The organism is Massilia eurypsychrophila (assembly GCF_002760655.1).
In the GTDB taxonomy this organism is placed as follows: Bacteria; Pseudomonadota; Gammaproteobacteria; order Burkholderiales; family Burkholderiaceae_D; genus JAFCUW01.
Genome location: NZ_PDOC01000005.1, coordinates 195477 through 219056, shown reverse-complemented (window position 1 = coordinate 219056; position 23580 = coordinate 195477). Strand labels below are relative to the sequence as shown.

26 protein-coding genes and 2 pseudogenes are annotated in these 23580 nt (G+C 63.1%); 14 read left to right on the top strand and 14 right to left on the bottom strand.

Features of this window, described 5'->3' with window-relative positions; all coding sequences use genetic code 11:
- Positions 1-96: 96 nt before the first annotated feature.
- Positions 97-228: pseudogene (locus tag CR105_RS11185) on the top strand (helix-turn-helix domain-containing protein); the annotation flags it as partial.
- Positions 229-238: 10 nt separating this feature from the next.
- Here CR105_RS11185 and CR105_RS11180 read toward each other — a convergent pair.
- The 4 genes and pseudogenes from CR105_RS11180 to CR105_RS11170 form a co-directional block, all read right to left on the bottom strand.
- Positions 239-601, bottom strand: coding sequence for a hypothetical protein (locus CR105_RS11180; RefSeq protein WP_229413888.1), 363 nt, complete (start codon positions 599-601; stop codon positions 239-241).
- Positions 602-645: 44 nt separating this feature from the next.
- Complete coding sequence (locus CR105_RS28845; protein WP_229413887.1) at positions 646-804, bottom strand: hypothetical protein; 159 nt, start codon at positions 802-804, stop codon at positions 646-648.
- Positions 786-1262 (bottom strand): helix-turn-helix domain-containing protein, encoded by a 477-nt coding sequence (locus CR105_RS11175; protein ID WP_099788521.1) that lies wholly within the window; start codon positions 1260-1262, stop codon positions 786-788. Before CR105_RS11175 ends, CR105_RS28845 begins: the two co-directional genes overlap by 19 nt.
- Positions 1263-1371: 109 nt before the next feature.
- Positions 1372-1557, bottom strand: a pseudogene (locus CR105_RS11170) (LysR substrate-binding domain-containing protein); the annotation flags it as partial.
- A 290-nt stretch (positions 1558-1847) separates the two neighbouring features.
- Here CR105_RS11170 and ggpS point away from each other — a divergent pair.
- The 5 genes from ggpS to CR105_RS11145 are packed head-to-tail and all read left to right on the top strand — an operon-like array spanning position 1848 to position 8287.
- Positions 1848-4166, top strand: a complete 2319-nt coding sequence (ggpS, locus tag CR105_RS11165) for a glucosylglycerol-phosphate synthase (RefSeq protein WP_099788520.1) — start codon at positions 1848-1850, stop codon at positions 4164-4166.
- Positions 4163-5041: a carbohydrate kinase family protein gene (locus tag CR105_RS11160; RefSeq protein WP_099788519.1), complete on the top strand. Its 879-nt coding sequence runs from the start codon at positions 4163-4165 to the stop codon at positions 5039-5041. The genes ggpS and CR105_RS11160 overlap by 4 nt, the downstream gene beginning before the upstream one ends.
- On the top strand, positions 5029-6309 hold the full coding sequence (locus tag CR105_RS11155; RefSeq protein WP_099788518.1) for a family 4 glycosyl hydrolase: 1281 nt from the start codon (positions 5029-5031) through the stop codon (positions 6307-6309). The genes CR105_RS11160 and CR105_RS11155 overlap by 13 nt, the downstream gene beginning before the upstream one ends.
- A complete protein-coding gene (locus CR105_RS11150) occupies positions 6306-7184 on the top strand; it encodes a PIG-L deacetylase family protein (RefSeq protein WP_099788517.1) in 879 nt (292 codons plus the stop codon). Before CR105_RS11155 ends, CR105_RS11150 begins: the two co-directional genes overlap by 4 nt.
- Entirely contained in the window at positions 7181-8287 is a 1107-nt protein-coding gene (locus CR105_RS11145; RefSeq protein WP_099788516.1) for a mechanosensitive ion channel family protein, read from the top strand. Before CR105_RS11150 ends, CR105_RS11145 begins: the two co-directional genes overlap by 4 nt.
- A 102-nt stretch (positions 8288-8389) precedes the next feature.
- On the opposite strand, the gene CR105_RS29705 is transcribed toward CR105_RS11145, so the two are convergent.
- The 5 genes from CR105_RS29705 to CR105_RS11120 form a co-directional block, all read right to left on the bottom strand.
- Complete coding sequence (locus tag CR105_RS29705; RefSeq protein ID WP_446685948.1) at positions 8390-8473, bottom strand: small membrane protein YohP; 84 nt, start codon at positions 8471-8473, stop codon at positions 8390-8392.
- Positions 8474-9154: 681 nt separating this feature from the next.
- Positions 9155-9745, bottom strand: coding sequence for an NAD(P)H-dependent oxidoreductase (locus CR105_RS11140; protein ID WP_099788515.1), 591 nt, complete (start codon positions 9743-9745; stop codon positions 9155-9157).
- A 114-nt stretch (positions 9746-9859) separates the two neighbouring features.
- Positions 9860-10303, bottom strand: a complete 444-nt coding sequence (locus tag CR105_RS11135) for an Hsp20/alpha crystallin family protein (protein ID WP_099788514.1) — start codon at positions 10301-10303, stop codon at positions 9860-9862.
- Positions 10304-10771: 468 nt separating this feature from the next.
- Positions 10772-11254: a GNAT family N-acetyltransferase gene (locus tag CR105_RS28295; protein WP_267873893.1), complete on the bottom strand. Its 483-nt coding sequence runs from the start codon at positions 11252-11254 to the stop codon at positions 10772-10774.
- Entirely contained in the window at positions 11142-11708 is a 567-nt protein-coding gene (locus tag CR105_RS11120; RefSeq protein WP_099788648.1) for a rhodanese-like domain-containing protein, read from the bottom strand. The genes CR105_RS28295 and CR105_RS11120 overlap by 113 nt, the downstream gene beginning before the upstream one ends.
- A 139-nt stretch (positions 11709-11847) precedes the next feature.
- Here CR105_RS11120 and CR105_RS11115 point away from each other — a divergent pair, with 139 nt between their 5' ends.
- Both CR105_RS11115 and CR105_RS11110 read left to right on the top strand, forming a co-directional pair.
- Positions 11848-12234, top strand: coding sequence for a GntR family transcriptional regulator (locus CR105_RS11115; RefSeq protein WP_099788512.1), 387 nt, complete (start codon positions 11848-11850; stop codon positions 12232-12234).
- Positions 12234-12452 (top strand): aminotransferase class I/II-fold pyridoxal phosphate-dependent enzyme, encoded by a 219-nt coding sequence (locus CR105_RS11110; protein ID WP_099788511.1) that lies wholly within the window; start codon positions 12234-12236, stop codon positions 12450-12452. The genes CR105_RS11115 and CR105_RS11110 overlap by 1 nt, the downstream gene beginning before the upstream one ends.
- A gap of 116 nt (positions 12453-12568) precedes the next feature.
- On the opposite strand, the gene CR105_RS11105 is transcribed toward CR105_RS11110, so the two are convergent.
- Positions 12569-12991: a hypothetical protein gene (locus tag CR105_RS11105; RefSeq protein ID WP_099788510.1), complete on the bottom strand. Its 423-nt coding sequence runs from the start codon at positions 12989-12991 to the stop codon at positions 12569-12571.
- 39 nt (positions 12992-13030) lie between these two features.
- A complete protein-coding gene (locus tag CR105_RS11100; protein ID WP_099788647.1) occupies positions 13031-13408 on the bottom strand; it encodes a four-helix bundle copper-binding protein in 378 nt (125 codons plus the stop codon).
- 196 nt (positions 13409-13604) lie between these two features.
- On the opposite strand from CR105_RS11100, the gene CR105_RS11095 reads away from it, so the two are divergent.
- On the top strand, positions 13605-14807 hold the full coding sequence (locus CR105_RS11095; protein ID WP_218968688.1) for a family 1 glycosylhydrolase: 1203 nt from the start codon (positions 13605-13607) through the stop codon (positions 14805-14807).
- A gap of 37 nt (positions 14808-14844) precedes the next feature.
- On the opposite strand, the gene CR105_RS11090 is transcribed toward CR105_RS11095, so the two are convergent.
- Positions 14845-15045, bottom strand: coding sequence for a DUF2905 domain-containing protein (locus tag CR105_RS11090; RefSeq protein WP_099788646.1), 201 nt, complete (start codon positions 15043-15045; stop codon positions 14845-14847).
- Between the two features lie 157 nt (positions 15046-15202).
- On the opposite strand from CR105_RS11090, the gene CR105_RS11085 reads away from it, so the two are divergent.
- Positions 15203-16732, top strand: a complete 1530-nt coding sequence (locus CR105_RS11085; RefSeq protein ID WP_099788508.1) for a PEP-CTERM sorting domain-containing protein — start codon at positions 15203-15205, stop codon at positions 16730-16732.
- Here the strand turns inward: CR105_RS11085 and CR105_RS11080 are convergent.
- Together CR105_RS11080 and CR105_RS11075 are read right to left on the bottom strand one after the other, a co-directional pair.
- Positions 16719-17495, bottom strand: a complete 777-nt coding sequence (locus CR105_RS11080) for an enoyl-CoA hydratase (protein ID WP_099788507.1) — start codon at positions 17493-17495, stop codon at positions 16719-16721. The genes CR105_RS11085 and CR105_RS11080 overlap by 14 nt on opposite strands.
- Before the next feature lie 40 nt (positions 17496-17535).
- Complete coding sequence (locus tag CR105_RS11075) at positions 17536-19161, bottom strand: acyl-CoA synthetase (protein WP_099788506.1); 1626 nt, start codon at positions 19159-19161, stop codon at positions 17536-17538.
- Between the two features lie 257 nt (positions 19162-19418).
- Between CR105_RS11075 and CR105_RS11070 the strand changes: the two genes are divergently transcribed.
- The 4 genes from CR105_RS11070 to CR105_RS11055 are packed head-to-tail and all read left to right on the top strand — an operon-like array spanning position 19419 to position 23374.
- Positions 19419-20207, top strand: a complete 789-nt coding sequence (locus CR105_RS11070; RefSeq protein WP_131021680.1) for a hypothetical protein — start codon at positions 19419-19421, stop codon at positions 20205-20207.
- A 15-nt stretch (positions 20208-20222) separates the two neighbouring features.
- Positions 20223-21101: a Tll0287-like domain-containing protein gene (locus tag CR105_RS11065; RefSeq protein WP_099788504.1), complete on the top strand. Its 879-nt coding sequence runs from the start codon at positions 20223-20225 to the stop codon at positions 21099-21101.
- A gap of 16 nt (positions 21102-21117) precedes the next feature.
- Positions 21118-22542 carry a serine/threonine-protein kinase gene (locus CR105_RS11060; RefSeq protein ID WP_099788503.1) on the top strand — a complete coding sequence of 475 codons (1425 nt, stop codon included), beginning with the start codon at positions 21118-21120 and terminating at the stop codon, positions 22540-22542.
- Positions 22543-22552: 10 nt separating this feature from the next.
- The gene (locus tag CR105_RS11055) at positions 22553-23374 is read left to right on the top strand and encodes a PP2C family protein-serine/threonine phosphatase (RefSeq protein WP_099788502.1); all 822 of its coding nucleotides are present in this window, start codon (positions 22553-22555) and stop codon (positions 23372-23374) included.
- Positions 23375-23580 lie beyond the last annotated feature (206 nt).

The following is a 23580-nucleotide window of genomic DNA, read 5'->3' as shown; positions in this document are numbered from 1 at the left end:
GAATTACCCCGACATAATTTGTTTGCTGCATCAATCAGCATGGCGCTCCAGGTAGCGGCATTCAGCAAAACCATGACAACCGACAGGACCAACACAGTGGCGCGTGAAAACATCAACGACATTCTCGTCTTCATCGCGGTGGCCCGCGAAAGCAGTTTTACCAAGGCGGCGGCAAAACTGGGCATGACGCAGTCCGCGATCAGCCACATCATGCGATCGCTCGAAGCCGCTTTCGACATTATCCGGGTGGTTCTATCATTTCAGTCAGGCTAACTCTAAGGATGTGGCAGGCACGGTCGAAGGTCGGGTGAAAATTGAGTACGTCGATGGCGTCGAATTGCTGTTTGAGCTGGACGTATCGCTCGTCGAGCTGCTGGAACACCGCTACCGCATGTCTGGTCATAAATTGACGCGCCTGCATCAGCACTGCGGGCTCGCGCTCGGCGATCAGAGCGAAGTCGAAGATGTCGCGCCCCGTGATGCGGTCGCCCCGGTGCCAAATCGTTTTCGCGATGATTTCCACCGACGTCTCCACGCGTACCTGATGCCCAAGAACGGTCTCGATTTCAAACCCTGGAGAGGTCAGGTTTGGCGCGGCCACGAAGTCGATCTCGCCTTCCGGTAGGTACAGCTTGACGTAGCAGGCTAGCGCAGCATTGGGACGGTGCCGCCACCGAAGGTCCAGAAGGCATTGTCGCGGCCGTGCTCGGCGATCTCACCGATAACCCTTACGGCCTGGGAGAATAGCGTCTCCCAACTCAGGGGAATGCCCGCAGCGCCGATCATCACCAGACCGTTCTGCATACTTTCCATTCCTTCGCCCACAGGCTGAGGTGTTTCATGATTTTCTTGGTGGGAACTTCGGGAGTGGCCGCCTCGGCGACCGCTTTCACGACCACCGGCAACGGCGTCTCGTCAAGCAAGGCCATCAGGTGCGGCTGGAACTGTTCCGGCGCGACGCCAGAACGAAGCATTGTCGACAGCATATCGGCCGTGATCACGTCGCGATAGCTAGTGCTGATGCTGCGCGCCGCCACTGCCAGCGCGCTCGTCAAACCCGACGGCTGCACGGTCTCCATGTCGAGGCCCAGCACTTCCATCACCGCCTTCAGCTTCGTATAGCCGAGGTCTTTCAACGTTCCGTTTTCTAGCTGGTTAATGGTCACCCGCGAGAGCCCGGCGAATCTGGCCACGTGCTCCTGCAGCAGGCCGGCGTGGACACGTTTGCTTTGAATTTCCTCACCAATTTGCGCGAGATTCATATCGGCCACTATTCATGTAAAGTATATTTAACATTGTAGCGTCATTTTGGCTCTTTCCAACTCTTTCTCTCGCTATGCTTGTCGATTTCTACACCACGTGATTGGTCGGTAATCTAACACCGCGGACAACACAATCGACGTTGTCGCCGATCACATCGACCTTGCGGTCGCTGGCGCCCATGTCGAACTGAATGTCCGGGTACCTTGCGTGAAACTGAGGCAATGCCGGCACCAGGATCATTGTCGCCAGCGGACTGGGCACATCGCCCCGAATCCGGCCCTGCGGTGCAGCCGCTTCACGCGTGCCTTTCATGGCTGTCGTGTGCTCGCTAAGACTTTGCTAATTCTCGGCCGGTATGATGTGGTGCTGATCCGGGCCATGGCGCACCTGCGCTGACACGCCGGGTGCGGCCGGGCGATCGATGCGTTCGCCTCACCGAGGCGCGCAGAATCGAGCCTGCCGAATCGCCGCGAGAGCACTGGCTGTCCCATCCAGCACGGTCCGCCGATGGACAAGGCCTCACCGGGTCCAAATGCCACGCAGTCTTGCTGCCGCGACGCAATCAACCCTTGGAGAGAGCCGCCATGAATCTAGTTGAATCCCTTCGACCTGAAATTAGTAGTACGGGGAAATTAATCCTTGCCACCGACCTCGATGGCACGCTGCTTGCCGGCACCCACGCGAGCCGGCGCCGCATCCGCGACCTGTTCAGCGGGGGGCTGCCCGGCGCCCGGATCGTTTTTGTCACCGGCCGCAGCCTTGAGTCGATCATGCCGCTGCTGAGCGACCCCACCATTCCTGCTCCCCACTATATCGTCGCCGACGTCGGCGCCACCATCGTGCATGGCGATTTGCGCCCGGTCGAACCCTTGCAGCACGACATCGCCGCGCGCTGGCCCGGCTCGCAGGCGGTACTGCGCGCGCTGGCCGCCTTTTCGCTGCAGCGCCAGAGTGTTCCGCAGGAACGCCGCTGCTCCTTCCTGGTCGGCGAGAGCGGCATCACCGCTGAACTGCGCGCCGCCGTCGACGCGCTCGGCTGCGACCTGATGTTCTCCGCCGGCCGCTATCTCGACGTGCTGCCGCGCGGGGTGGACAAAGGCGCCGCCCTGCTCGGCCTGGCCGCCGCCGAAGGCATCGATCACGCCGATATCGTCGTCGCCGGCGACACCCTCAATGACCTGGCCATGCTGCGCTGCGGCTTACGCGGCATCGTCGTCGGCGGCGCCGAGCCGGCGCTGATCGAGCAGGTCCGCAAGCTGAAACGGGTGCATATCGCCAGCGCCGAAGGCTGCGGCGGCATCCTGCAGGGACTGGCCCATCATGGCACCCTGGTCGAGACCAGCGCCGCGGCCCAGGTCCGCAACGACGCGCGCGGCCAGGCCGATCTCGTGATGGTCTATCACCGCCTGCCGTTCGACGAGGTGGTCGAAGACGGCGTCTGCGTGCAGCGCAGTCCGAAGAGCCCGAACGGCATCATTCCGACCTTGCTGCGCTTTTTTGCCGGCAAGCGCAAGGGTGCATGGGTCGCCTGGTCGCAACAGGACAGCCGCCAGCCGGCCGGTTTCGACAGCCGCGTCAGCGTCGACGCGCAGCGCTACCCGGCGCTGCATGCGGCGCGTATCGCCTTGACGGCCGACGATGTCGACCTGTTCTACAAGAAGTTTTCGAAAGAGGCATTCTGGCCGATCATCTTTTCCTTCCCGGACAAGGCGGAATTCAAGCAGGCGCACTGGGAGCGCTTTCTCGAAGTGAACCGGCTGTTCGCGGAACAAACCGCGCGCGAGGCGGCCGAAGGCGCGCTGGCATGGATCCACGATTACAACCTGTGGATGGTGCCGGCCTTCCTGCGCCCCCTGCGCCCGGACCTGCGGATCGCCTTTTTCCATCACACGGCCTTCCCTTCCAGCGATATCTTCAATATTCTGCCGTGGCGCCGCGACATCATCGGCAGCCTGCTGCAGTGCGATTACGTCGGCTTTCACATTCCCCGCTATGTCGAGAACTTCGTCGACGCCACGCGCTCGTTCGCGCCGGTCGAAGTGCTGGGCACCACCGCCTGCGCGCCGCGCTTCCTGACCTATGGTTGCGCCCTCGGGGTCGATACGATGACCACGGCGATCGAGGTCGGCGCGCGCCGCATCGGCCTCGGCGCCCATCCGGTCGGCACCGACGTCACCCTGATCGGACAGCTGGCACGCTCGCCCGCGGTCGTCGAACAGGCCAACGGCATCACCGACTACCTGAACGGGGTCACCGGCGTCATCTCGATCGAACGGCTCGACTACGTCAAAGGGTCGCTGCAAAAACTCGAGGCTTTCGAACAGTTTCTCGAGCAGTACCCGGAGTACGCCGGCAAGGTCACCCTGATCAACATCATCACGCCGGCCGCCGCCGGGATGGAGATCTATGAAAGCCTGCGCCTCGAAGTGGACCGGGTCGTCGGCCGCATCAACGGCCGCTTCTCGACGCTGCTGTGGGTGCCCGTGCGATATTTCTACCGTTCGCTGTCGTTCGACGAAGTGGTGGCGCATTACGCGGCGTGCGACATCGCCTGGATCACGCCGCTGCGTGACGGCCTCAACCTTGTTGCCAAGGAGTTTGTCGCCACCAGGAAGGCGATCGACAAATCCGGCGTGCTGATCCTGTCCGAGTTCGCCGGCGCCGCTGTCGACCTGCACGGCGCCGTGCTCACCAACCCCTACGATGGGCGTTCAATGGTGGCCGGCCTGCATCAGGCGCTGTCGATGGGCGAGGATGAGCGGGCCTATCGCACGGCCCGCATGGCAGCCATCGTGACCGAGCATGACGTCACGCGCTGGGCGGCCGATTTCGAACGCGCCGCCGCCGGCGCGGGCGAGCCAGGCGTCATCGATCGCGCGGCGCCGCTGGGCGAGGCGGCATGAGCGAACTGCTGGTGGCCGGCATGTGCTACCTCGATGTCCTGGTGCCTCGCACGGCGCCGCCGCCGCCGGGCGAGGAACTGTTCGTCGACGCCATCAGGCTCAGTTTCGGCGGCGCCGCCAACAGCGCCAGCGTGGCCGCGGCGCTCGGTTTGCAAGTCACCTTGTGCGCGCCGGTCGGCTGCGGCATCGCCGATCTTGCGCTGCGCGCGCTTGCCGAGCGCCTCGGTATCGCGCTCGACGCCCTGCCTTCCAGCGACGACCCGGCCATCTCGCTCGTCTTCGCCGATGCGCGCGAGCGCACCTTCGTCAGCGCCGCCGATTTTTCCGCCCTCGAACGCCTCCAGCACTTGCCCGAGGCGCCCTGGATCCATGTGCCGGGCCTGGAGGAAGCGTCCCGGCTGGCCGGGCCGCTGGCGCGCGCGCGCGCCGCCGGCAGCCGGGTCGCCGTCAGCGGCAGCTGGCAACCAGGACGGCTGGCGCAACTGGCGCGGCAACCCGAGGTGCTGTGGGACTTGTTGGTACTCAATGAAAAGGAAGCCGAAGCGGCGTGCGGCGATGTCGCGCAGGCGCCGCGCATGCTTGCCGCATGTGCCCGCTCGGTGGTGGTCACGCTGGGCGCCGCCGGCGCCTTTGGCGTAGTCGACGGCGCGCCGGTGCGCGTCGGCGCCCAGGCGGTCGAGGTGCTTGATCCGACCGGCGCCGGCGACGCCTTCTGCGCCGCGCTGCTCGCGGCCCTGATGCGCGGCCTCGCACCTGCGGCGGCCCTGCGCTTCGGCGTCTGCGCCGCCTCCCACTTGCTGCAACAAGCCGGCGGCCTGCTGCAGGACCCGCTGCGCATTGCCGCGCTACGAAAGGAAATCCCATGGAAATACTGACCATTCTCGGCGGTGGCAGCGCCTATACCCCCGGGCTGCTGCAAGCCCTGATCCGCCAGGCCGGCGAGATGTCGCTGCGCAGCGTGCGCCTGTACGATACCGACCCGGTGCGCCTCGACATCGTGACCCGGCTGTGCGCGGCGATGGCGCGCAGCGCCGGCGCGCCGTTTACGGTGACGGCGGCGTCGACGCTGGAAGATGCCGTACGGGGGACCTCACTGGTGCTCAATTCCACCCGGCCGGGCGGGCTGGCGGCGCGCCGCATCGATGAAACGCTCCCGCTCGAGTTCGGTGTTCCGGGCCAGGAGACGGTCGGTCCGGGCGGCTTTTTCTATGCCTTGCGCTCGGTGCCGGAAGCGCTGCGCGTGGCCGATGCGATGGCGGCGCTGGCGCCCGGCGCGATCCTGCTCAATTACACCAATCCGAGCAATATCGTCACCCAGGCCCTGGTTGACCAGGGCAAGGTGCCAGTGATCGGCATGTGCGACCAGTCCGACGAAGACCTGGCGGCGCTGGCGCTGGCGATGGGCCGTACCGGCCAGCCCGGCTGCAGGTGCATCGGACTCAACCACGCGACCTGGTACCGCGACCTCAGCGTGGATGGCGTTGCGTTGGGCGACTTTCCGGCCACGCTGGAAGCGCCCGCGGAATACGACGACGAGCATCGCCTGCGCTTCGACTACAGCCTGGCGCTGGCGCGCGAACAGGCCGACGGCTCCTGGCCCAACTCCTATTTGCCTTACTATCTGTTTCCCCACGCCTTCGTGGCGCAAGCCCGGCTGGCCGGTCCGCGCAGCGACGTCGTGGCCGCCTCGCTGCCGCGCTACTACGCCCATTTCGCCGAACAGGCCGCCCTGGCGCAACCGCAGCTGCGTTTCTATCGCGGCGCGGCCGGCTTCGGCGACATGGCGGCCAACGTGATTGCCGCGCTCGGCGCCGAGCGCCCGCGTGAACTGGTGCTCAACCTGGCCAATCGCGGCGCGACCACCTCGTTCGCCTACGACACGGTGATCGAAACGCAGGCGATGGTGTCGCGCCGTGGCATCGAACGACTTCGGGCGCCCGCGTTGCCGATGTCGTTCAAGGCGCTCGCCTGGGAGCTGGAGCACTACCAGCGCCTGAGCGCGCGGGCGGCGGCCGGAGTCGCTTCCGGTCCGCGCGCCGCCGCGCTGGCCGCCAATCCGATGGTGGGCGATGTCCGTCTCGCCAGGCAAATGCTGGCGCAGGCCCGCATCCGCTATGGCGACCTGATCAGGTTCGAGGCATGAAGAGCCACCTGCTGCTCGACCAGCTCGACTTCGACGCTTTCGAGCGCGTCGTGATCCTTTCTCCCCACCTGGACGACGCGGCCCTGAGCTGCGGCGGCTTGCTGCATGCCTTGCAAGGGGTGTCGACGCTGGTGGTCACGCTCTGCAGCGGCAACCCGCCGCCGGTGTCAAGCACCGACGGCCGCGCCAAGTTGCCGGCGCGGCGCGGCCATGTCAGCCCGCGCATCCGGCGCGCCGAAGACATTGCCGCGATGCGGGCCATCAACGCGGAATTCGTGCACTTGAGCTTTCCCGACTCGATATACCGGCGCAGCCCCGACAGTGGCAAACTCATCTATCGCAGCGCGCGCGAGCGCTGGGCCGCGCCGCACGCCGGCGATGCCGCCCATATCGAGGAACTGTTCCAGCTGCTGCGGCGCATCTGCCTCGACCTCGGTCCTGTCCTGCTGGTCAGCCCGATGGGGATCGGTGACCATGTGGACCACCAGATCACGGCCCGCGTCGCCATGCGGCTGGCGGCGGCGGCGGCCGGCGCCAGCCTGTTGTTCTACGAGGATTTTCCGTATGTCGCCCAGGCCCACAGCGGGCGCGGCGACGCCGACGGTCCGCTCGCGGCGCTGGCCCGGTTGCACCTGGCGCCGGCCAAGCGGCTGGTCGTGCCGGTCGACGTCGACGGCAAGATGCGGGTATTGCGCCACTACGTGTCGCAGGTACCGGTGCTGTTCGGCAGCGACGAGAACATGCGCGCCGCGATCGAAGGCAATGCGCATGAAGGCCAGGCTTGCGAGCGCTACTGGCGCGCCCGCAACACCGGCATCGACACACCCGCCAGGCCGGCAGCGCCGACACCGCGCAAACGAAAGGCAGTTCCATGAGTTATACCTTCCTCGGCAACGGCGCCGTTGCCTGGAGCATCGCACTGGCGGTCATGCTGTTCACCTTCGCGATCGTCACCGCCGTCAAGAAAATCCTGGTGCGCCACCTGAGCGCCGTGGCGGTGCGCACGGAAACCTATCTCGACGACGTCGCCGTCAGTGTGCTCGCATCGACCAGTCCCGTTTTCATCGGCGTGGTTGCGCTGTTTGCCGGCGCCCAGGCCCTCGCGTTCACGCCCCGGGCCACCCTGTTCGTCGCCAACGGCATCGTGGTCGCCGGCCTGTTGCAGGTGGCACTCTGGTGCGACCTCGGCATCAAGGAATGGCTGTTTCACTACCGCAGAAACCGCAATGGCAACGACGCCGCAAGCACGACCTCGACCGCGGCGCTGGGCTTCGTGGCGCGCGCCATCACGTGGCTGCTGATCATCCTGATGATCCTGGATAATTTCGGGGTCAACATCACCACCCTGGTGGCGAGCCTGGGTATCGGCGGCATCGCGGTCGCCCTGGCGCTCCAGAACATCCTGGGCGACCTGTTTTCGTCGCTGTCGATCGTGCTCGACAAGCCGTTTGTCATCGGCGATTTCATTATTGTCGACGACGTGCCCGGCACGGTGGAATTTGTCGGCCTCAAGACAACCCGCCTGCGCGGGCTCGGCGGCGAACAAGTTGTGTTCTCCAATTCAGCCATGCTGAAATCGAGAATCCACAATTACAAGCGCATGCAGACACGGCGCATCGCGTTCCAGATCGGCGTCACCTACCAGACCAGCCCGCAGCAACTGCAGGCGCTGCCGGGGCTGATCCGCGACATCGTCGCCAGCCAGGCACAGGCGACGTTCGACCGTGCCCACTTCAAGAGCTTTGGCGCCTCCTCGTACGATTTCGAGATCGTCTATATCGTCAAGAGCGCGGACTTCAACATCTACATGGACATCCAGCAAGCGATCAACCTGGCCCTGGTCAACTGCTTTGCGCGCGAGTCGATCGAGTTCGCCTATCCGACCCAGACGCTGTACCACGTCGGCGTGGCGCCGCCGGCGGTGTGCTCACAGCAGGCGCCCGGCGCGTCGTTGCGCGAGGAACAGTCGATGTCGTAGTTCATGACGGCAACGTTTGCACCACTTGGCACACGTACTCGAAGGAACCATACCGGCGCCCCGGCCTGGTTCCGCTGCAAGCCGGCACTAAGGCGGCCCCGGCTAGAAAACCAGTTTCAGCAATCCACTGACGACCAGCAGGCCAATGACGAAGATGATGGCGATAATCCATAGCAGTATTTTCATGTTGCCTCCATTTAAGTTGTGAGGCGTATGCCTGGGGAGAATAGCGTCTTCCCGTGCCGCTGGTCTGCTTGCTAGTCGCGCGTCACAAGAAACAGAACGGCACGGGCGAGCGCAGTGATCAGCGCCGCCGCCGCGAGAGCGATGAGTACCCGGTTCATGCTTGCCTACTCCTATTGGGTCCCAGTGATCGCACCTGGTGCAATATCAGATTGCACGGCGAGCAGACGCTGGACACCCGCACTGATGCCACGTATCAAGACTCTGGCATTGCTACCAGGGTTGCATGCATCGTTGCGCGCGGTCCTCGGGAGACTGTGAGCGCATGTGTTCATCCATTTTTTTCCGCATTTCAGGAGACAGTCCCCTCATATGTTCCTGCATGATGGCCGCGCGTTCGTCGGCCGATCTTGCTGAGCGAAGCCTGTCGTGCACACCAGAACACATCGCCCTCATATCGTCCTGTCCCATGCCCATTCCCTGGCTGTTGTGCCGTCCCTGCGCGCTCGTCGATTCTCCCGCTCCCGCATGATGCATCCGGTGCGGCCCTGCCCCGGGCATACTGCAGCCTGACAAGGCGGCCAGGACAAACGCAAAAGCCAGCCACGATCGCCTGGTTCTCATAGTTTTCATTACGGACTCCAATTCTCAATTAGTGCATACGTATATTGAACGTCACGGTCATCAGGCCGCAGAGCGCCCCATGGAGGCCAGACGCCTGAGCCAGCGGTCAGCCTTATCGGCATCCATTTGTCCCGCCATGCCGATCACCGTATCGTCCACTGGATTCATGCCGACAAACTGAAGGATGTTTCGCTTCATCGACTTGATGCTGTGAGCGCGGAAATAGAATTTGTACAAAGTAGCGGGCATTCCCATTGTCACGACGATGCGTGCCGAGCGGCCTAGCAAGCCTTTCTTCAGCATCGACGTTGTGCCGTCCACCTCGCCAAACGCGAATCCTGGGCGGGCTATCTGTTCAAGGAAGCCCTTTAGCAAGGCCGGCATGTCTCCCAGCCAGAGCGGAAAGAAAAATACGATGTGTTGGGCCCAGCGAACGTCATTCTGGGCAGCCCGAAGGCACACGGGAAGCTCCCCGTGCTCCCACTCGTGCTGGCTTCGCAACAAAGGAAAATTGAGTTCGGACAGGTGAATGCGACGCACCTCATGCCCCTGCCCTACCGCCCCTTCTTGATATGCCTGTTCCAATGCTTCGCACAGGTGGTGATGGCCCGCATCTGGATGGCCCTGAATGAGTAAGATTCGCTTGGTCATGCCACTCCTCTGCTAGAGACCGCTAGGCCTGGACTTCCCGATACTTCGTCCGGTCGCCCCTGTTCGCTTGAAACGCTCAGCACGGTCGCGCTCGAAGCGACAGCTGAAAAACGGTTATAGAATCGTCAGTTGTTTTGCGCCAGAGCCGGCCTTCTTCGGTAGATTCAGCTCGAGCACGCCGTCATGGCAAGTGGCAGTCGCTTTTTCTTCGTCAACCGATTGGGGCAGGGTAAAGCTGCGGTATTGCCTGCCCTGGTAGCGCTCGCGACACACAACGTTGCCCTCCCTTCGCTCTTCCTGGGAATCGCGCTCGCCGCTGATCGTTACCTCGTCGCCGTTGATCGAAACCTTGATGTCCTCCTTTTTTATTCCTGGCATCTCTGCTTTGACCAGATAGGCCTGGTCGGTTTCGTTGACATCGATTCTGAGACTTTCAGCTTCGAACACACGTGCGGGACGCATCAAGTCGAACATGTCGAACATATTCCCTATGCCACGCATCGGTTCAAATCGGGACATCCCGCCTTGAGTTTCAAAGCGTTGTATGCTGCCGGCCATGTTTTTCTCCTGTTTAAAGTGTGCTGGATGATCGAGACCTGGGGCGCCAAACTGGGACGCCGACTTCCGATCTTAGGCGCTGAATCCGAAACACTTGTGCGGTTTGTCAAGCTAGTGGCGCTGCGAGATCATCGCCGTCTTGGCAGTACGCAACACGGGTTCCGTCGTAACCGGTCTCAAGGACGAACCGTGCGCACGCTGGATTGAGGGATCGCAAACGCAGCAGACAAGTTCTGACTGAAGATAAAATGGCGGCGCGCTGGGCGAATGAAATCTGGTCCAGCAGATCAGTCAGCACAAGATCCGAAGGCGGGGGGGGGAAATGATTATCCGATAATTGTTTGAGCCTGGATCGAGCACTTACAGTTACCTCCTCGGGGATGAATCGACCGGCCAGGCCATCCTGACCGATCCGGTCATCACGATGATGGAGCGCGACCTGGCCGAACTCAGGCGACTCGGCCCCGCTCAGGCACTAGCGCCTCCGACGACTGCAGCAAGCGGCAAGGTGTAACGCTGCTTGCTCAGCCTCCGCGCCCCGCTGCGATCGTAGAAACGCAGCGCGGCCTCGTTCCACGCCGGCGTTTGCCATTGCATGTCGCGGTAGCCTTTGCGCCGCCCGAACTCCGCCACCGCCGCCATCAATGCACTACCCAGAGCGCAGTTGCGCGCCTGTGGGTCCAGGTAGAGGCAATCGAGATGAACAAACGTCCTGGCGCACAGGGTCGAAAAGTCCAGCGTGGCGCTGGCGTAGCCGACGATGTCGCCGTCCCGCTCCGCCACCCACGCGTGCAATCGCGAATTTTCCAAGGCCTGCGCCAGACGGCTCGTGTGCCCGTCAGCCTGGTAGGGCAGTTCCTCGAAGGCGGCATGCGCCCGACACAACGCGGCCAACGCCTGGGCGTCGCCGGCCTGGGCTGGCCGCACCCGGATCGCCTCGGCGCGATCCATCAGCAGGCGCATTCCATGCGGGCGTAGCGCGGTCGATCCGCCCCGGTTCCGCACCAAGCGCAAGCGGCTGGCCATCGCGGATCCAGAAATCCAGGCCGCCGAGCATCTCCTTCACCGTGCAACCTAGCGCGGCGAGTTTGTACGCGCCCTTTGTCGAGCCATTGCAGCCGATGCCGTCGCAATAGGTCACATAGGTCTTGCTGCGATCAAGCGCGGCCGTGCTCTCGGCCGTCATCGTCCGATGCGGAAAACTGATGGCGCCAGGCACATGACCTTGCGCGTACAGCGCCTCCGAACGCGTGTCGATGACCACAATCGAGTCGATCCCCATGCGCAGGTCTTCGGCCACGTCCCAGGCGTCGGCATGAAAACTGAGCTTATGCAACATATAATCGCGGGTCTGCTCCGGCGTTGCGGCCGGATAGGAAAGTATCGCGGAGTTGGCGTTTGACATGACAGGCTTTCTTTGTGAGTTGAATTGACAGATTGAATTTTCGGCCGATTTGACATTAAAATTGATACCAATTCATCACAGCAGATAAGACCCATGCAACAGCCCAGGCCGCCAACGTGGCTCAGCTTATTCGAAAGCGATGCGCAGCGGCGCCTTGTCCCTGGGCGAACGCCTGCCCTCGACGCGCATGTTGGCGCGGGACTTGTCCTTGTCGCGTGTCACCGTCGAGGCGGCCTACGGCCAGCTCGCCATCGAAGGGTATCTACGGCGCAACGTCGGCAAGGGCAGCTTTGTCGCCATCGATCTGGGCGCGGGGTCGCAATCGCCCATCCCTGCCCCGCACCGGTCACCCGGCTCGTTCACCCCGTTTTCGCAGCGCGGCCGGCGCCTGCTTGAAACCGGCGGCTGCATGGAACCGATGCGCTTGCAGGCCTTCCCGCCGGCAGCCCGGATCTGCGCGCCTTCCCGGTGGCGCTTTGGCGGCGCCTGCTCAACCGGCGCTTGCGCCTGGATCCCGAGCAAGTGATGCGCTATAGCGATCCGCAAGGCCGGCCCGACCTGCGCGCCGCCATCATCGGCTACCTGGCGCACTCGCGCGCCGTACGCTGCTATCCCGAGCAGGTGCTTGTGCTGACGAGTTCCCAGCAATGCCTGCAATTGCTGGCGCAAATGCTGCTCGACGACGGCGATGTCGTCTGGCCGCGATCAAATGCCTGGCGACACTGCGCTAGTTGTAAGCGATGACGCGACGGCGTCAGTACGTCGGTCGCCAAGGTCATGCAGGCCCCAGCGTAGCGGATTCTCGGCAAACATCTCTGTCCAGATCCGTTCTCTGCGCGTTTCAAGACAAATCGCTGCGATCAGGCAGCTGCGCCCGACAGCGCGCGAAGCAAGGCGTATTTTTCGCGATCGATCTCGCCCCGCGTCCTTACCCCCAGCCGGCGCAGGATCGGCAGCGGTGGACACCAGCCTTGCAAGCCATGCTGCAACAGGAACGGCAGTACCACCGCTGGCAACAAGAGCCATCGCCGGTTCACTGTGGTTCCGAGTACAAGGCCGGTGAGCGCCAGCGTCGACGCGTTCACTTCCAAAACGCGCTCGACGTCCCATTCCTTGTCCAGTTGCGCGATACGCCGCTCGATCGCATGCGGGCGTTGCCGTGAGAAAGTGGCAACGGACGTCTCGGCTTCTCGATCAATTCTCTCATTGATGTGCTGTGGCGTAGATCGGCGCACCCTGTCGGCGCTTGCGGCGCCAGCATCTTCGGCAGACGAATAGCTCATGTGAGTTCTCCTCGGTGAGACAGCAGGGCCCCTTGCTTGCTAATGTGGCGTGGCGGTAGTGCCGGCAGTCGACCTGGCCGGGCCGCCACCTGCGCCGGCCTGGCGGCAGGCCTCGGCGCAAAGGCGACAAGCACGTGCGCACTCCTGGCAATGCTGTGCCTGGTGCCGTGCACACTCTTCGCCACAGGCGTCACAGACCTCGGCGCAAGCTTGACTCAACGATCCGGAGAACTGGCTGTCACGCGCCAGGAAGCTTGCCGTGAGCCGGCAGATTTGTGCGCAATCCATGTCGAGTGCGATGCATTCGCTCATCATTTTCACATCTTCCTCGCGCAGGCACGCTCTGGCACATGCATCGCACGCCAAGGCACAGGCGTTGCATGCATCAATCGCGGTCTGAAACTGTTGGGTTTGCATGGCTCGCTCCTTGTTTCTCGTTTGTAGAAGGGACTTCATGTTCGCAGTTCCGCGGGTTGCGCGGCGCGAGTTTGCCGCCATTGAGGCGCTGATCGCGCTACCTTGCCGGCCCGCGCCGCTGCCTTGGCCAGCCCCGCAAGGAACGTCCGCGCGGCTTGACTGTCCCTCGTAGAGACAGTTTCTGTTGGAGCGTGACGTGAACAACTTTATGTTTGCAACCGGCATTGAGAACAGCTATCCAGTCGTGCAGCTTCCCGACGGCAGCGCCCGCCGCATTGACGAGATGGAAAAGACCGGCCATTATCGTTTTTGGCGTCACGACTTCCGCCTGGTCAAGGAGCTTGGCATCGATGTCCTGCGTTACGGCGTGCCGCTGTATCGGACCCACCTCGCGCCGGGACGCTACGACTGGTCGTTCGCGCACGATGTGCTGGGTGAAATCCGCCAACTGGGGCTCACCCCTGTCATCGATCTGTGTCATTTCGGAGTTCCTGACTGGCTGGGAAACTTCCAGAATCCTGAGTTCCCCCGGTTCTTTTCCGAGTATGCCAAAGCGTTCGCGCTGCAATTTCCCTGGATTAAACTCTACAACCCGATAAACGAAATGTACGTTGCGGCGCGTTTTTCGGCACGGCTGGGAATCTGGAACGAACGCTTGTGTTCGGAGCGAGCTTTTGTCACCGCGACGAAGCACTTGGCCAGGGCGAACATCCTGGCCGCGGAGGCGATACTGTCGGTTAATCCAAGCGCGAAGTTCATTCAGAGCGAGTCTTCGGAGTACTTCCATCCGGCCGACCCGGATGCCGAGATAGTCGCGCGACATCTCAACCAACTCCGCTTCCTTCCACTCGATTTGAACTATGGCGTTGACGTGTCCGCATCCATGTTGATCTACCTGATGGAAAATGGCATGACGCTACAGGAGTACAACTTTTTCCGCGATCGCAATGTCGAGTCCGTCAGTGTCATGGGCAATGACTATTATGCGACCAATGAACATACTGTATATGCTGATGGTCGGACCGAGCAGTGCGAAATCTTTGGCTACTACGTCATTACCAAGCAGTACTATGACCGCTACCGTCTGCCAGTCATGCACACCGAAACAAACAATCGCAATGGCAAGAATACGGACTACGACGCCCCGGTATGGCTGCGCCGTCAATGGTCAAACCTGATCCGGTTGAAAGAGGACGGCGTCCCCATCATTGGCTTTACATGGTACAGCCTTGTGGATCAGATGGACTGGGACACGCTGCTCACCGAAGAGAACGGCACCATCAACCATTACGGCCTGTCCGACCTCGAACGGCGCATTCGTCCTGCCGGTGATGCCTACAGAGACTTGATCAAGACCTGGCGGGGACGAGTCCATAGTGGCTTGATCAGTCTCGACTAGTTTCGCGCATTCGACTGTCGATCACCGAAAGATCCTGTTACCGACGGAAGAACCATATCAGCAGCGATACCAATAGCGAAATGACGATGCAAGTAGTGATCGGAAAATGAAAGCTGACGCCTTCCTTGACGATATGTATATCGCCCGGCAAATGCCCTAGCGAGAGTTTGCGTAGCCAAGGCCACGCCAGCCCCGACGAAAGCAGTACCACGCCGAGAACGATCAGGAACCGTTGCATGTCACCCTCCTTCAAGGCCGTTCACACTCTAACGACACCGTTCAGCCGCAAGAGTTCACGGGAACGATTGACGCCGGCTAAACGCGCGCAATGTTGGACGCCCATAGTGAACTTGCGGGCGCCGCTCAGGCAATCGCCGGTCGATCCCGGAGGTCTCATGTCGTCGACGATACGTCTTTGTACCACCTGGCTGGTGCTGATGCTTGGCCTGTTTTGCACCACCGCCAGATCCGACCCGTTGGCGTTCGTCACGTTCTACGGACTTGACGTACAACTATTCGACCTGAACGCGGCCGACGGCATCACGCCGCAGATGACGCTGGTCGAGACGGAGCGCTTCGGCTCCGCCTCGCAGTATTCATTGCCGGAGTCGAGCTCGCCGCCGTTGCGCGAGACGCACATCTTCGACAGCGGTGGCATCAGGCTGGCCGACACCGATGGCGCATCATGGGTGGTGATGCTGAACGCGTTCATCGAGGCCGGCGCTACCTCGACGGGAGGCGGCGCATATGCCGCGGCAATCAATGACAGCTTCACCTTTACGCTGACGCCGCGTACGCGCGCCGTGTTCAGCTCGCTGACGGAGTCCTTTGTCACTGCCGTCGGCGACGGGTCGGCGATCGCCGTGGTTGGCCTGACCGGGAACCTCAACAGCGTCGTTGGCCAGTTCGTCAATTTCGAAGCATTCAATGTGATGACTGAATCGGGACGACGCACCTTGCCAGTTGCGGTCGAGACGGCATCCGGCGACGAGGTCGCCACCGGCGACATATCGCTGCGCGGGAACGTCTATGCCAACAGTGCGTTGCCCATTCCCGAACCCGGACAATATGGCATGTTGCTGGCCGGCCTGACACTGTTTGCCGTGACGTCTTGGCGCGCCAGACCGTCCGCCCGCCTTGCCGGCTTGCGTCATCGCTGTCGCTGTCGGGCACGGCCGCACCTGGCCGGACTGGCCGTGGCGTGTGGCCTGGGGGCCATCGCCGCGCCGGGACTGGCGCACGCGTCGTCGGGCTCGGCGTCGGTCCGCAATTTTTCGTACCAGCTGATCGATCTTGCTCCGGCCGACGGCGTTACCCCGTCGCTGACCTTCACGTCGGCCATTATCAATGGCAGCGCGTACGCCAATGTGAACAATGAGCTCGGCAATCCGTGGGATGAAACGCTCGTCATCACCAGTTACGGCGTCTCCGCGATCGAAAAAGGACCGGGCGGTGCATCAGCGCGCGTGGCGCCAGGCAGCGCCACGGCAGATGCAATCGCCTGGCGCGGCGCATTTTCAGCCGGCAGCAGCTCCGGTTACGCGTTTATCCTCAGTCCCAACACCCACGCCGTGTTTTCGGCCATCGCCGAAACCTTCCTTATGCATGACCACCTCTTCAACCCGCCTGACCTCAGCGAGGCCTATGCCGGCCTGTTCGGCGAGATGACAACCGGTGCCGGTCAGCGGACGCAGTTCGACAGCCAGCTCTTTTCGCCGACGCCCGGTAGCGCTGCCTTACGCCTGGCCGTGCATGCCTTTACAGGCCAGTTGCCCGGGATCGGCAGCGTCAGGGCACAGGCGGGTGCGACTGCGATCGGCGTCTCGCCAATACCTGAGCCAGGCGCATGGGCGATGCTGCTGAGCGGCCTGGCGTTCGCCTCAATGCGGATACGCCGAAGCCGTCGGGACGCTATTGATGCGTGAAGTGAGGCTCGCGCTTCTCGACGAACGCGGTCATGCCCTCTTTTCTATCCTGCGTGGCAAACGTGGCGTGGAAGGTACGGCGTTCGAACAGCACGCCTTCACGCAGGGTAGTCTCGTAGGCGCGGTTGACGGCCTCTTTGGCCGCAATCGCAATCGGCAGCGACATCCCGGCAATCACGGTGGCAGCTTCCAGTGCCTCGTCGTTGAGTTTATCGAGCGGCACGATGCGCGAAACGAGCCCTGCCCGCTCCGCTTCGACCGCGTCCATGATGCGCCCGGTCAGTACCATGTCCATCGCCTTCGATTTCGATACCGCGCGCGGTAGACGCTGCGAGCCGCCGGCGCCCGGAATGGTGCCGATCTTGATTTCAGGCTGGCCAAATTTGGCGTTGTCGGCCGCGATGATGAAGTCGCACATCATCGCCACTTCGCAGCCGCCACCGAGGGCATAGCCCGCCACCGCGGCAATCACCGGTTTGCGCACCTGCAGCATCGTTTCCCAGTTCCTCGAAATGAGGTCATCCTTCGTCACATCGTGGTAGCTCAGCTTCTGCATCGCCGAGATGTCGGCGCCGGCCGCAAAGGCCTTGCTGCTGCCAGTCAGGACGATGCAGCCGATGTCATCGTTTTTTTCCATCTCGATCAGGGCGGCGCCCAATGCGTCCATCAACGCGTCGTTCAGCGCATTCAAATGCGACGGACGATTGAGCTGGATGATGCCCACTCGGCCTTCGATGCGGGTGATTACGAGACTGTCATGCATGTTGATCGCTCCTGGAATATGAATGGTTAGTGTGCTGGCGCTATTCGGCCAGTTTCAGCGCGCGGCGCATGATCTTGCCCGTTGCCGTCATCGGCAGCGAGTCGACGAAGGCGATCTCTCGCGGGTACTCGTGCGCCGCCAGATGGTCCCGTACAAATTTCTGGATCTCCTTGACCAGTTCTGGCGATGCAGCGTGGCCAGGCTTAAGCACGAGGAATGCCTTGACGTTCTCGGTGCGCACTTCGTCCTTGACGCCAATGACCGCCGCCAGCTGGACGGCCGGATGGCGCATCAGGCATTCTTCGATCGGGCCCGGTCCGATGCGGTAGCCGGCACTGGTAATGACGTCGTCATCGCGGCCCAGATACGTGATGTAACCTTCGGCATCGATGGAACCGAGGTCGCCCGACAGCAGGAACTCGCCGGCGAACTTCTCCTGGGTCGCCTGCGCGTTATGCCAGTAGCCGAGGAACATGACCGGGTCGCCGCGGCGAACGGCGATGCTGCCCGTCGTACCGGGCGGCAGCACCGCGCCGCCGCTGTCGACAATCTGCACGTCGTGCCCCGGCACTGCCCTGCCGATGGTGCCGGGCCTGGTCGGATACAGCAGCGACGACGACGACACCGTCAGGTTGCACTCGGTCTGCCCGTAAAATTCGTTAATGGTGAGGCCAAAGACTTTCTGTCCCCACGCGATCAAGTCGCCACCGAGCGACTCGCCGCCGCTGGCAATCGAACGAACGTGATAATTCCATCTTGTGGCCGGCTGCTCGACGGAGCGCAGCATCTTGAGCGCTGTCGGCGGGAAGAAAACGTTGCGTACATTGTGCTTGGCAAGCAGCGCAAACACGGCTTCAGGCTCGAATTTCTCCAGCCTTTTGGCCAATACCGGCACGCCGTGATACAGCGACGGCATCAGCACGTCGAACAATCCGCCAATCCACGCCCAATCCGCGGGCGTCCAGAACAAGTCGCCCGGTTGCGGGAACTGGTCGTGCGACACTTCCACGCCAGGCAAATGGCCAAGCAGCACGCGATGCGCATGCAGCGCGCCTTTCGCCTTTCCGGTCGTGCCAGAGGTATAGATAATGATGGCCGGGTCGTCCGCCAGCGTCGGGGCAAGTTCGAATTGATCGGATTCCGATCGAATGCTCGACCACAAACACCGCGTTTCGGCGGGGTGTGCGCCCCCATCCTCCGCTACATAAAACACTTCCTTCAGCGCCGGCAGCTTGGGCCGCAAATTCCCCATTTTGGCCATGCCGGCCGGGTCGGTAATAAGGATTGTTGCTTCGCTGTCGCCCAGGCGATATTCAATGGCATCGGGGCCGAACAAATAGAACAAGGGAACGGTAACGGCGCCGATCTTATACGCGGCCACGTGCGCGAGCAGCGTCTCGACCCCTTGCGACAGGAATATGCCGATACGGTCTCCGCGTTGCAGGCCCGCCTTAACAAGCGCGTTGGCCAGCTGATTGGAAAGCGCCTTGATCTCGTCGAACGAATAGCGGACGACCTGGCCGGATTTGTCTTCGCAAATGAGCGCGGTCTTGCCTGACCCATCTGCCCACTTGTCGCAAACTTCGTGAGCGATATTGAAATGGCGCGGCACGTCCCAGAGGTAGCACGCTTTCCCATCGGCCAAATAATGTTGAGGTCCAATCATCGTTGCGCTCGTGTCTTTATAAGTTGGATTTAGCTGACGTGGCGCTATCGTAGCACCGCCCGGCAGGCACCGTGATAACGCGAAAATTACCCGCATCGGATGACGCCCGGCGCGGTGTTGTCCGGATAGCCACAGATTGCGCTCGCGCACGCCAAAGGCGTACAAAAACTGTAACTTTCAGTCAACCTGTGCGGTACAATATTTTTGCATTCCGCAGTTTGTTGCCGTTTCCCATCTGGCCTTCCCGAGGGATCGAAGTGAACAGAACCGTCTTCCTCGTGTCGTTGCTGTTGCTCCTGGCGCAAGCCGGATTTGTAGCGCCGGTCAACGCCGCCGAGTTCGCCGCAATCGCGTACGCCGAACAGCCCGTGCGCTTGCTGCGCGACAAATCGTTCTACCTGGCCGGGCGTGGCGCGCGGCTGCAAAGCGGCGATATCGTCGAGTCCGCCACGAGCACGATCCAGGTTATCGGCTGGGGCGCCAGCACGGTGGCGCTCGGCCCCGCGTCGCGCCTGTACGTCAGCAACGGCGCCGGCGGCACTGACTACGTGTTGCTGTCGGGCTGGATGAAGCTGCAGTCGCGCGCGCCCAAGGATGCACTGCCGGTTACCGCCGCCACCAGCGGCGCCAGGTTCGATGCCGCCGGCGCCTCCGTCATCGTGCGCGCCGCCGCCGGCAAGACCGAGCTGTTCGTCGAATCGGGCGATCCCGGCGTCGACGAGCTCGATGCCGGCAAGGTGCTGCGCCGCACCACCGTCAAGCGCGAACACTACGCCGTGCGCAATGGCGCCGAGCCACTCAAGACGGCGGTTCGTGCAACTAAAGAGTTTCTCGGCGCCATGCCGCGCGCGTTTCTCGACCCGCTCGTGGCAGTCGGGGCCAGGGCGGCAGCGACCGAGCCCAGGCTCGAACGCGCAGTCGCGCTGGTCGACGTGGCGCCGTGGGTGGCGGAGCACGCCGACCTGCGCCAGGCAATGCAGCGCCGCTTCCAGGCACCGAAACAGCCCGCCGCGGCACCCCAACACGTCCGCAACATCATTTACTAACGCTAAGGAGTCTCCATGAGATTGTCGCTCGCGGCCAAGTTCAATGTGGTGTTCCTGACGATATTCGCGGTCGGCTTCATCGGCGCCAGCGTCGTCACCAACGAACTGCTGCGCAACAACGCGCGCGAGGAAACGCTGCAGCAGGCGCGCGTGCTGATGCAGTCGGCGCTGGCCGCGCGCTCCTACACGTCGGCGCAGATTTCGCCGCTGCTCGAAACGCGCCTCAAGTACGAATTCCTGCCGCAGTCGGTGCCGTCGTTTGCCGCCACCGAACACCTCAACCAGCTGCTCAAGGCCTACCCCGACTTCAGCTACAAGGAAGCGACGCTCAATCCGACCAACCTGCGCGACCGCGCCGCCGACTGGGAGGCCGACCTGGTCAACACCTTGCGGGCAAAGCCGACAACGTCCGAGCTGGTCGGTCAGCGCAACACCTCGGTCGGGCCGGCGCTGTACGTGGCGCGGCCGCTGCAGATCAAGAGCGAAGCCTGCCTGCGCTGCCACAGCGTGCCCGACGCGGCGCCGGCGACGATGACCGACATCTATGGGCGCAACAACGGGTTCGGCTGGAAGCACAACGAGATCGTCGGCGCCCAGGTGGTGTCGGTGCCGATGGCGGTGCCGCTGCAGCGCGCCAACGCCATGCTGCAGACGTACATGCTGTCGACGCTGGGCATTTTCGTCTTCCTGCTCATCGCCCTGAACGTCATGGTCCACATGTTCGTCACGCGCCGCATTACCGTGATGTCGCGCCTGGCCGATGAAGTCAGCATGGGCAAGTTCGATGCCGAACAATTCGAGGCCAAAGGCAACGACGAACTGTCGACGCTGGCGCGCTCGTTCGCCCGCATGCGCACCAGCCTGGCGAGCGCGATGAAGATGCTGGAAGAATGAAGCGGAGCATGGCGGCATGATCGAGCGGCTCGGCAAGTACCGGATCGACAGCGTCCTTGGCAAAGGCGCGATGGGAGTCGTCTACAAGGCATACGATCCGCTGATCGCGCGCACCGTCGCGCTCAAGACGATCCGCAAGGAGCTCTTCAGCGAAGGCCAGCAGGCCGAACTGATCGGCCGCTTCAAGAACGAGGCGCAGGCCGCCGGCCGCCTCAACCACGCCAACATCGTCACCGTGTATGACTATGGCGAGGACAACGAGTCGGCCTACATCGCCATGGAATTCGTCGACGGCGCCGGCCTCGATACGCTGATGAAGCAGGCGCGCCCCACCCCGCTGGCGCACATGACCGCCTGGATGGGCGACTTGCTGCTGGCGCTCGAATACGCCCATTCGCGCGGCGTGGTCCACCGCGACATCAAGCCGGCCAATCTGCTCCTGGCCGGCAGCGCCCACGTCAAGGTCGGCGATTTCGGCATCGCCCGCATGGAGTCGTCGACCCTGACGCAGACCGGCTCGATGGTCGGCACGCCGAGCTACATGTCGCCCGAGCAGTTTCGCGGTGACCCGGTGGACGGCCGCGCCGACGTCTTCTCGGCCGGGATTGTGCTGTACCAGATGCTGACCGGCGTGCGGCCTTTTGTCGGCAGCGCCACCGTGGTGATGCAGCAGATCCTCAACGACGAGCCGACGCCGCCGTCGGCGCTGCTGCCCGCGCTCGGCCGCGGCTTCGACGACGTGGTGGCGCGGGCGATGGCCAAGTCGCCGTCGGCCCGCTTCCCGTCGGCGCGCGCCTTCCTCGACGCCCTGATGGCCGCAGCGCGTAGTGGCGGCGGCGCCGATCCCGACGCCACCACGCTGGGCTCCGGCGCGCGCACCGTGGCCACGGGCGGCGTGTCGTCATCCGGCGCCGTGGTAACCAACGGCGCCGACACGCTGACGCCGTGGAAGGTCGAGTCCTTCCCTGAACTCGAATCGGTGCTGTCGCGCCAGATCGGCCCGATGGCCCGCCTGCTGCTGCGAAAAGCCGGCTCGAAGGCCGACAGCATGGATGAACTGTGCGAACTGCTGCTGCAGCACATCCCGTCGCAGCATGGACGCAGCCAGTTCTGGGAAGCGGTGGAACTGCTGAAGAAGAAGCTGGCCGCCAACGGCACCGGCTGCGGCAACGCGGCCAGCGGCTCGCGCTCGCGCCCCCCAACGGCCATCGCCAGCACTGCGACGCAATCGGCGATCCGCCCTGCCGAACCGGTCGACGATGCCTACGCCGAGCGCGTCGCCCTGCGCCTGACCCGCTTCATCGGCCCGATCGCGCGCGTGGTGGCAAGGCGCGCCGCGCGCCAGACCGGCGACCGCGCCGAATTCCTGCAACTGCTGGCAGTCCAGATCGAGTCGACGGCGGAACGCAGCCATTTTCTGGCCGAAGCCGGCGCCGACTGAGGCCATCCGCATGACGCCGCCCCTTAGCCCCAGCCGCCTGCATCGCCTGCCCTTGTGCGTGGCGTTCGGCGTCACGGACATCGGCCCGGTGCGCCGCAACAACGAGGATAACTTCCTGATCGATGAAACGCTGGGGCTCGTCATGGTGGCCGACGGCATGGGCGGACACGCCGGCGGTGAAGTCGCCAGCACCGGTGTGCTCGAAGCGCTGCGCGAGTATCTCGAGAAGCACGCCGGCGATGCCACCGGCCAGGACATCGTTCTCTCCGATCCGGACGCCACCTGGTCCGACCCCATCATGCGCGCGGTCGCGCTGCTGCACGACGCTATCGGCGCCGCCAACCGCGTCTTGTACGCGCAGAACGTGGCGCACGGCTGCCGCGAAGGCGAAGGCATGGGCGCCACGCTGACCGGTTTCTGGCGGCCCGGCGCCGACCAGCCGCTGACCTTGTTCCATGTCGGCGACAGCCGGCTGTATCGCCAGCGCGGCGGCCGGCTCGACCAGCTGACGTGCGACCAGACCCTGTACCAGCAGGCGATCGACGCCGGCGCCATCCGCGACCTCCCTGCGCGCAACGTGCTGTTGCAGGCGATGGGGCCATCGCCGACGGTGGCGCCCGAGGTGCGCACCATCTTCGCCGAGCCGGGCGACCTGCTGATGCTGTGCAGCGACGGCCTGCACGGCTGCGTGCCGCACGGCGACATCGAGGCCGCACTGGCCGCGGTCAGCGCGGCTACGCTGGAAGCGGTCTGCCGCCGGCTGATCCAGATGGCCAAGGACTGCGGCGGCCGTGACAACATCACCGTGCTATTGGCGCTGTGTGACGGCTAAATCGAAGCGACAATCGTTACGCGCGCGCAACGATTACATTTTCCGTTCCCACCCTCGAGCAGGACGTCAGGATGTCGATTTCCTCTGCCGTGCCGGTGGCGGTGGCGATCAAGAGGAGGATAGCATTTGTTGCAAGAGTCAGCAGGGGAGCTCCGACAAACAACAAATACCAATAGTTTGTTGCCACGGATCAATTTTTGCAATAC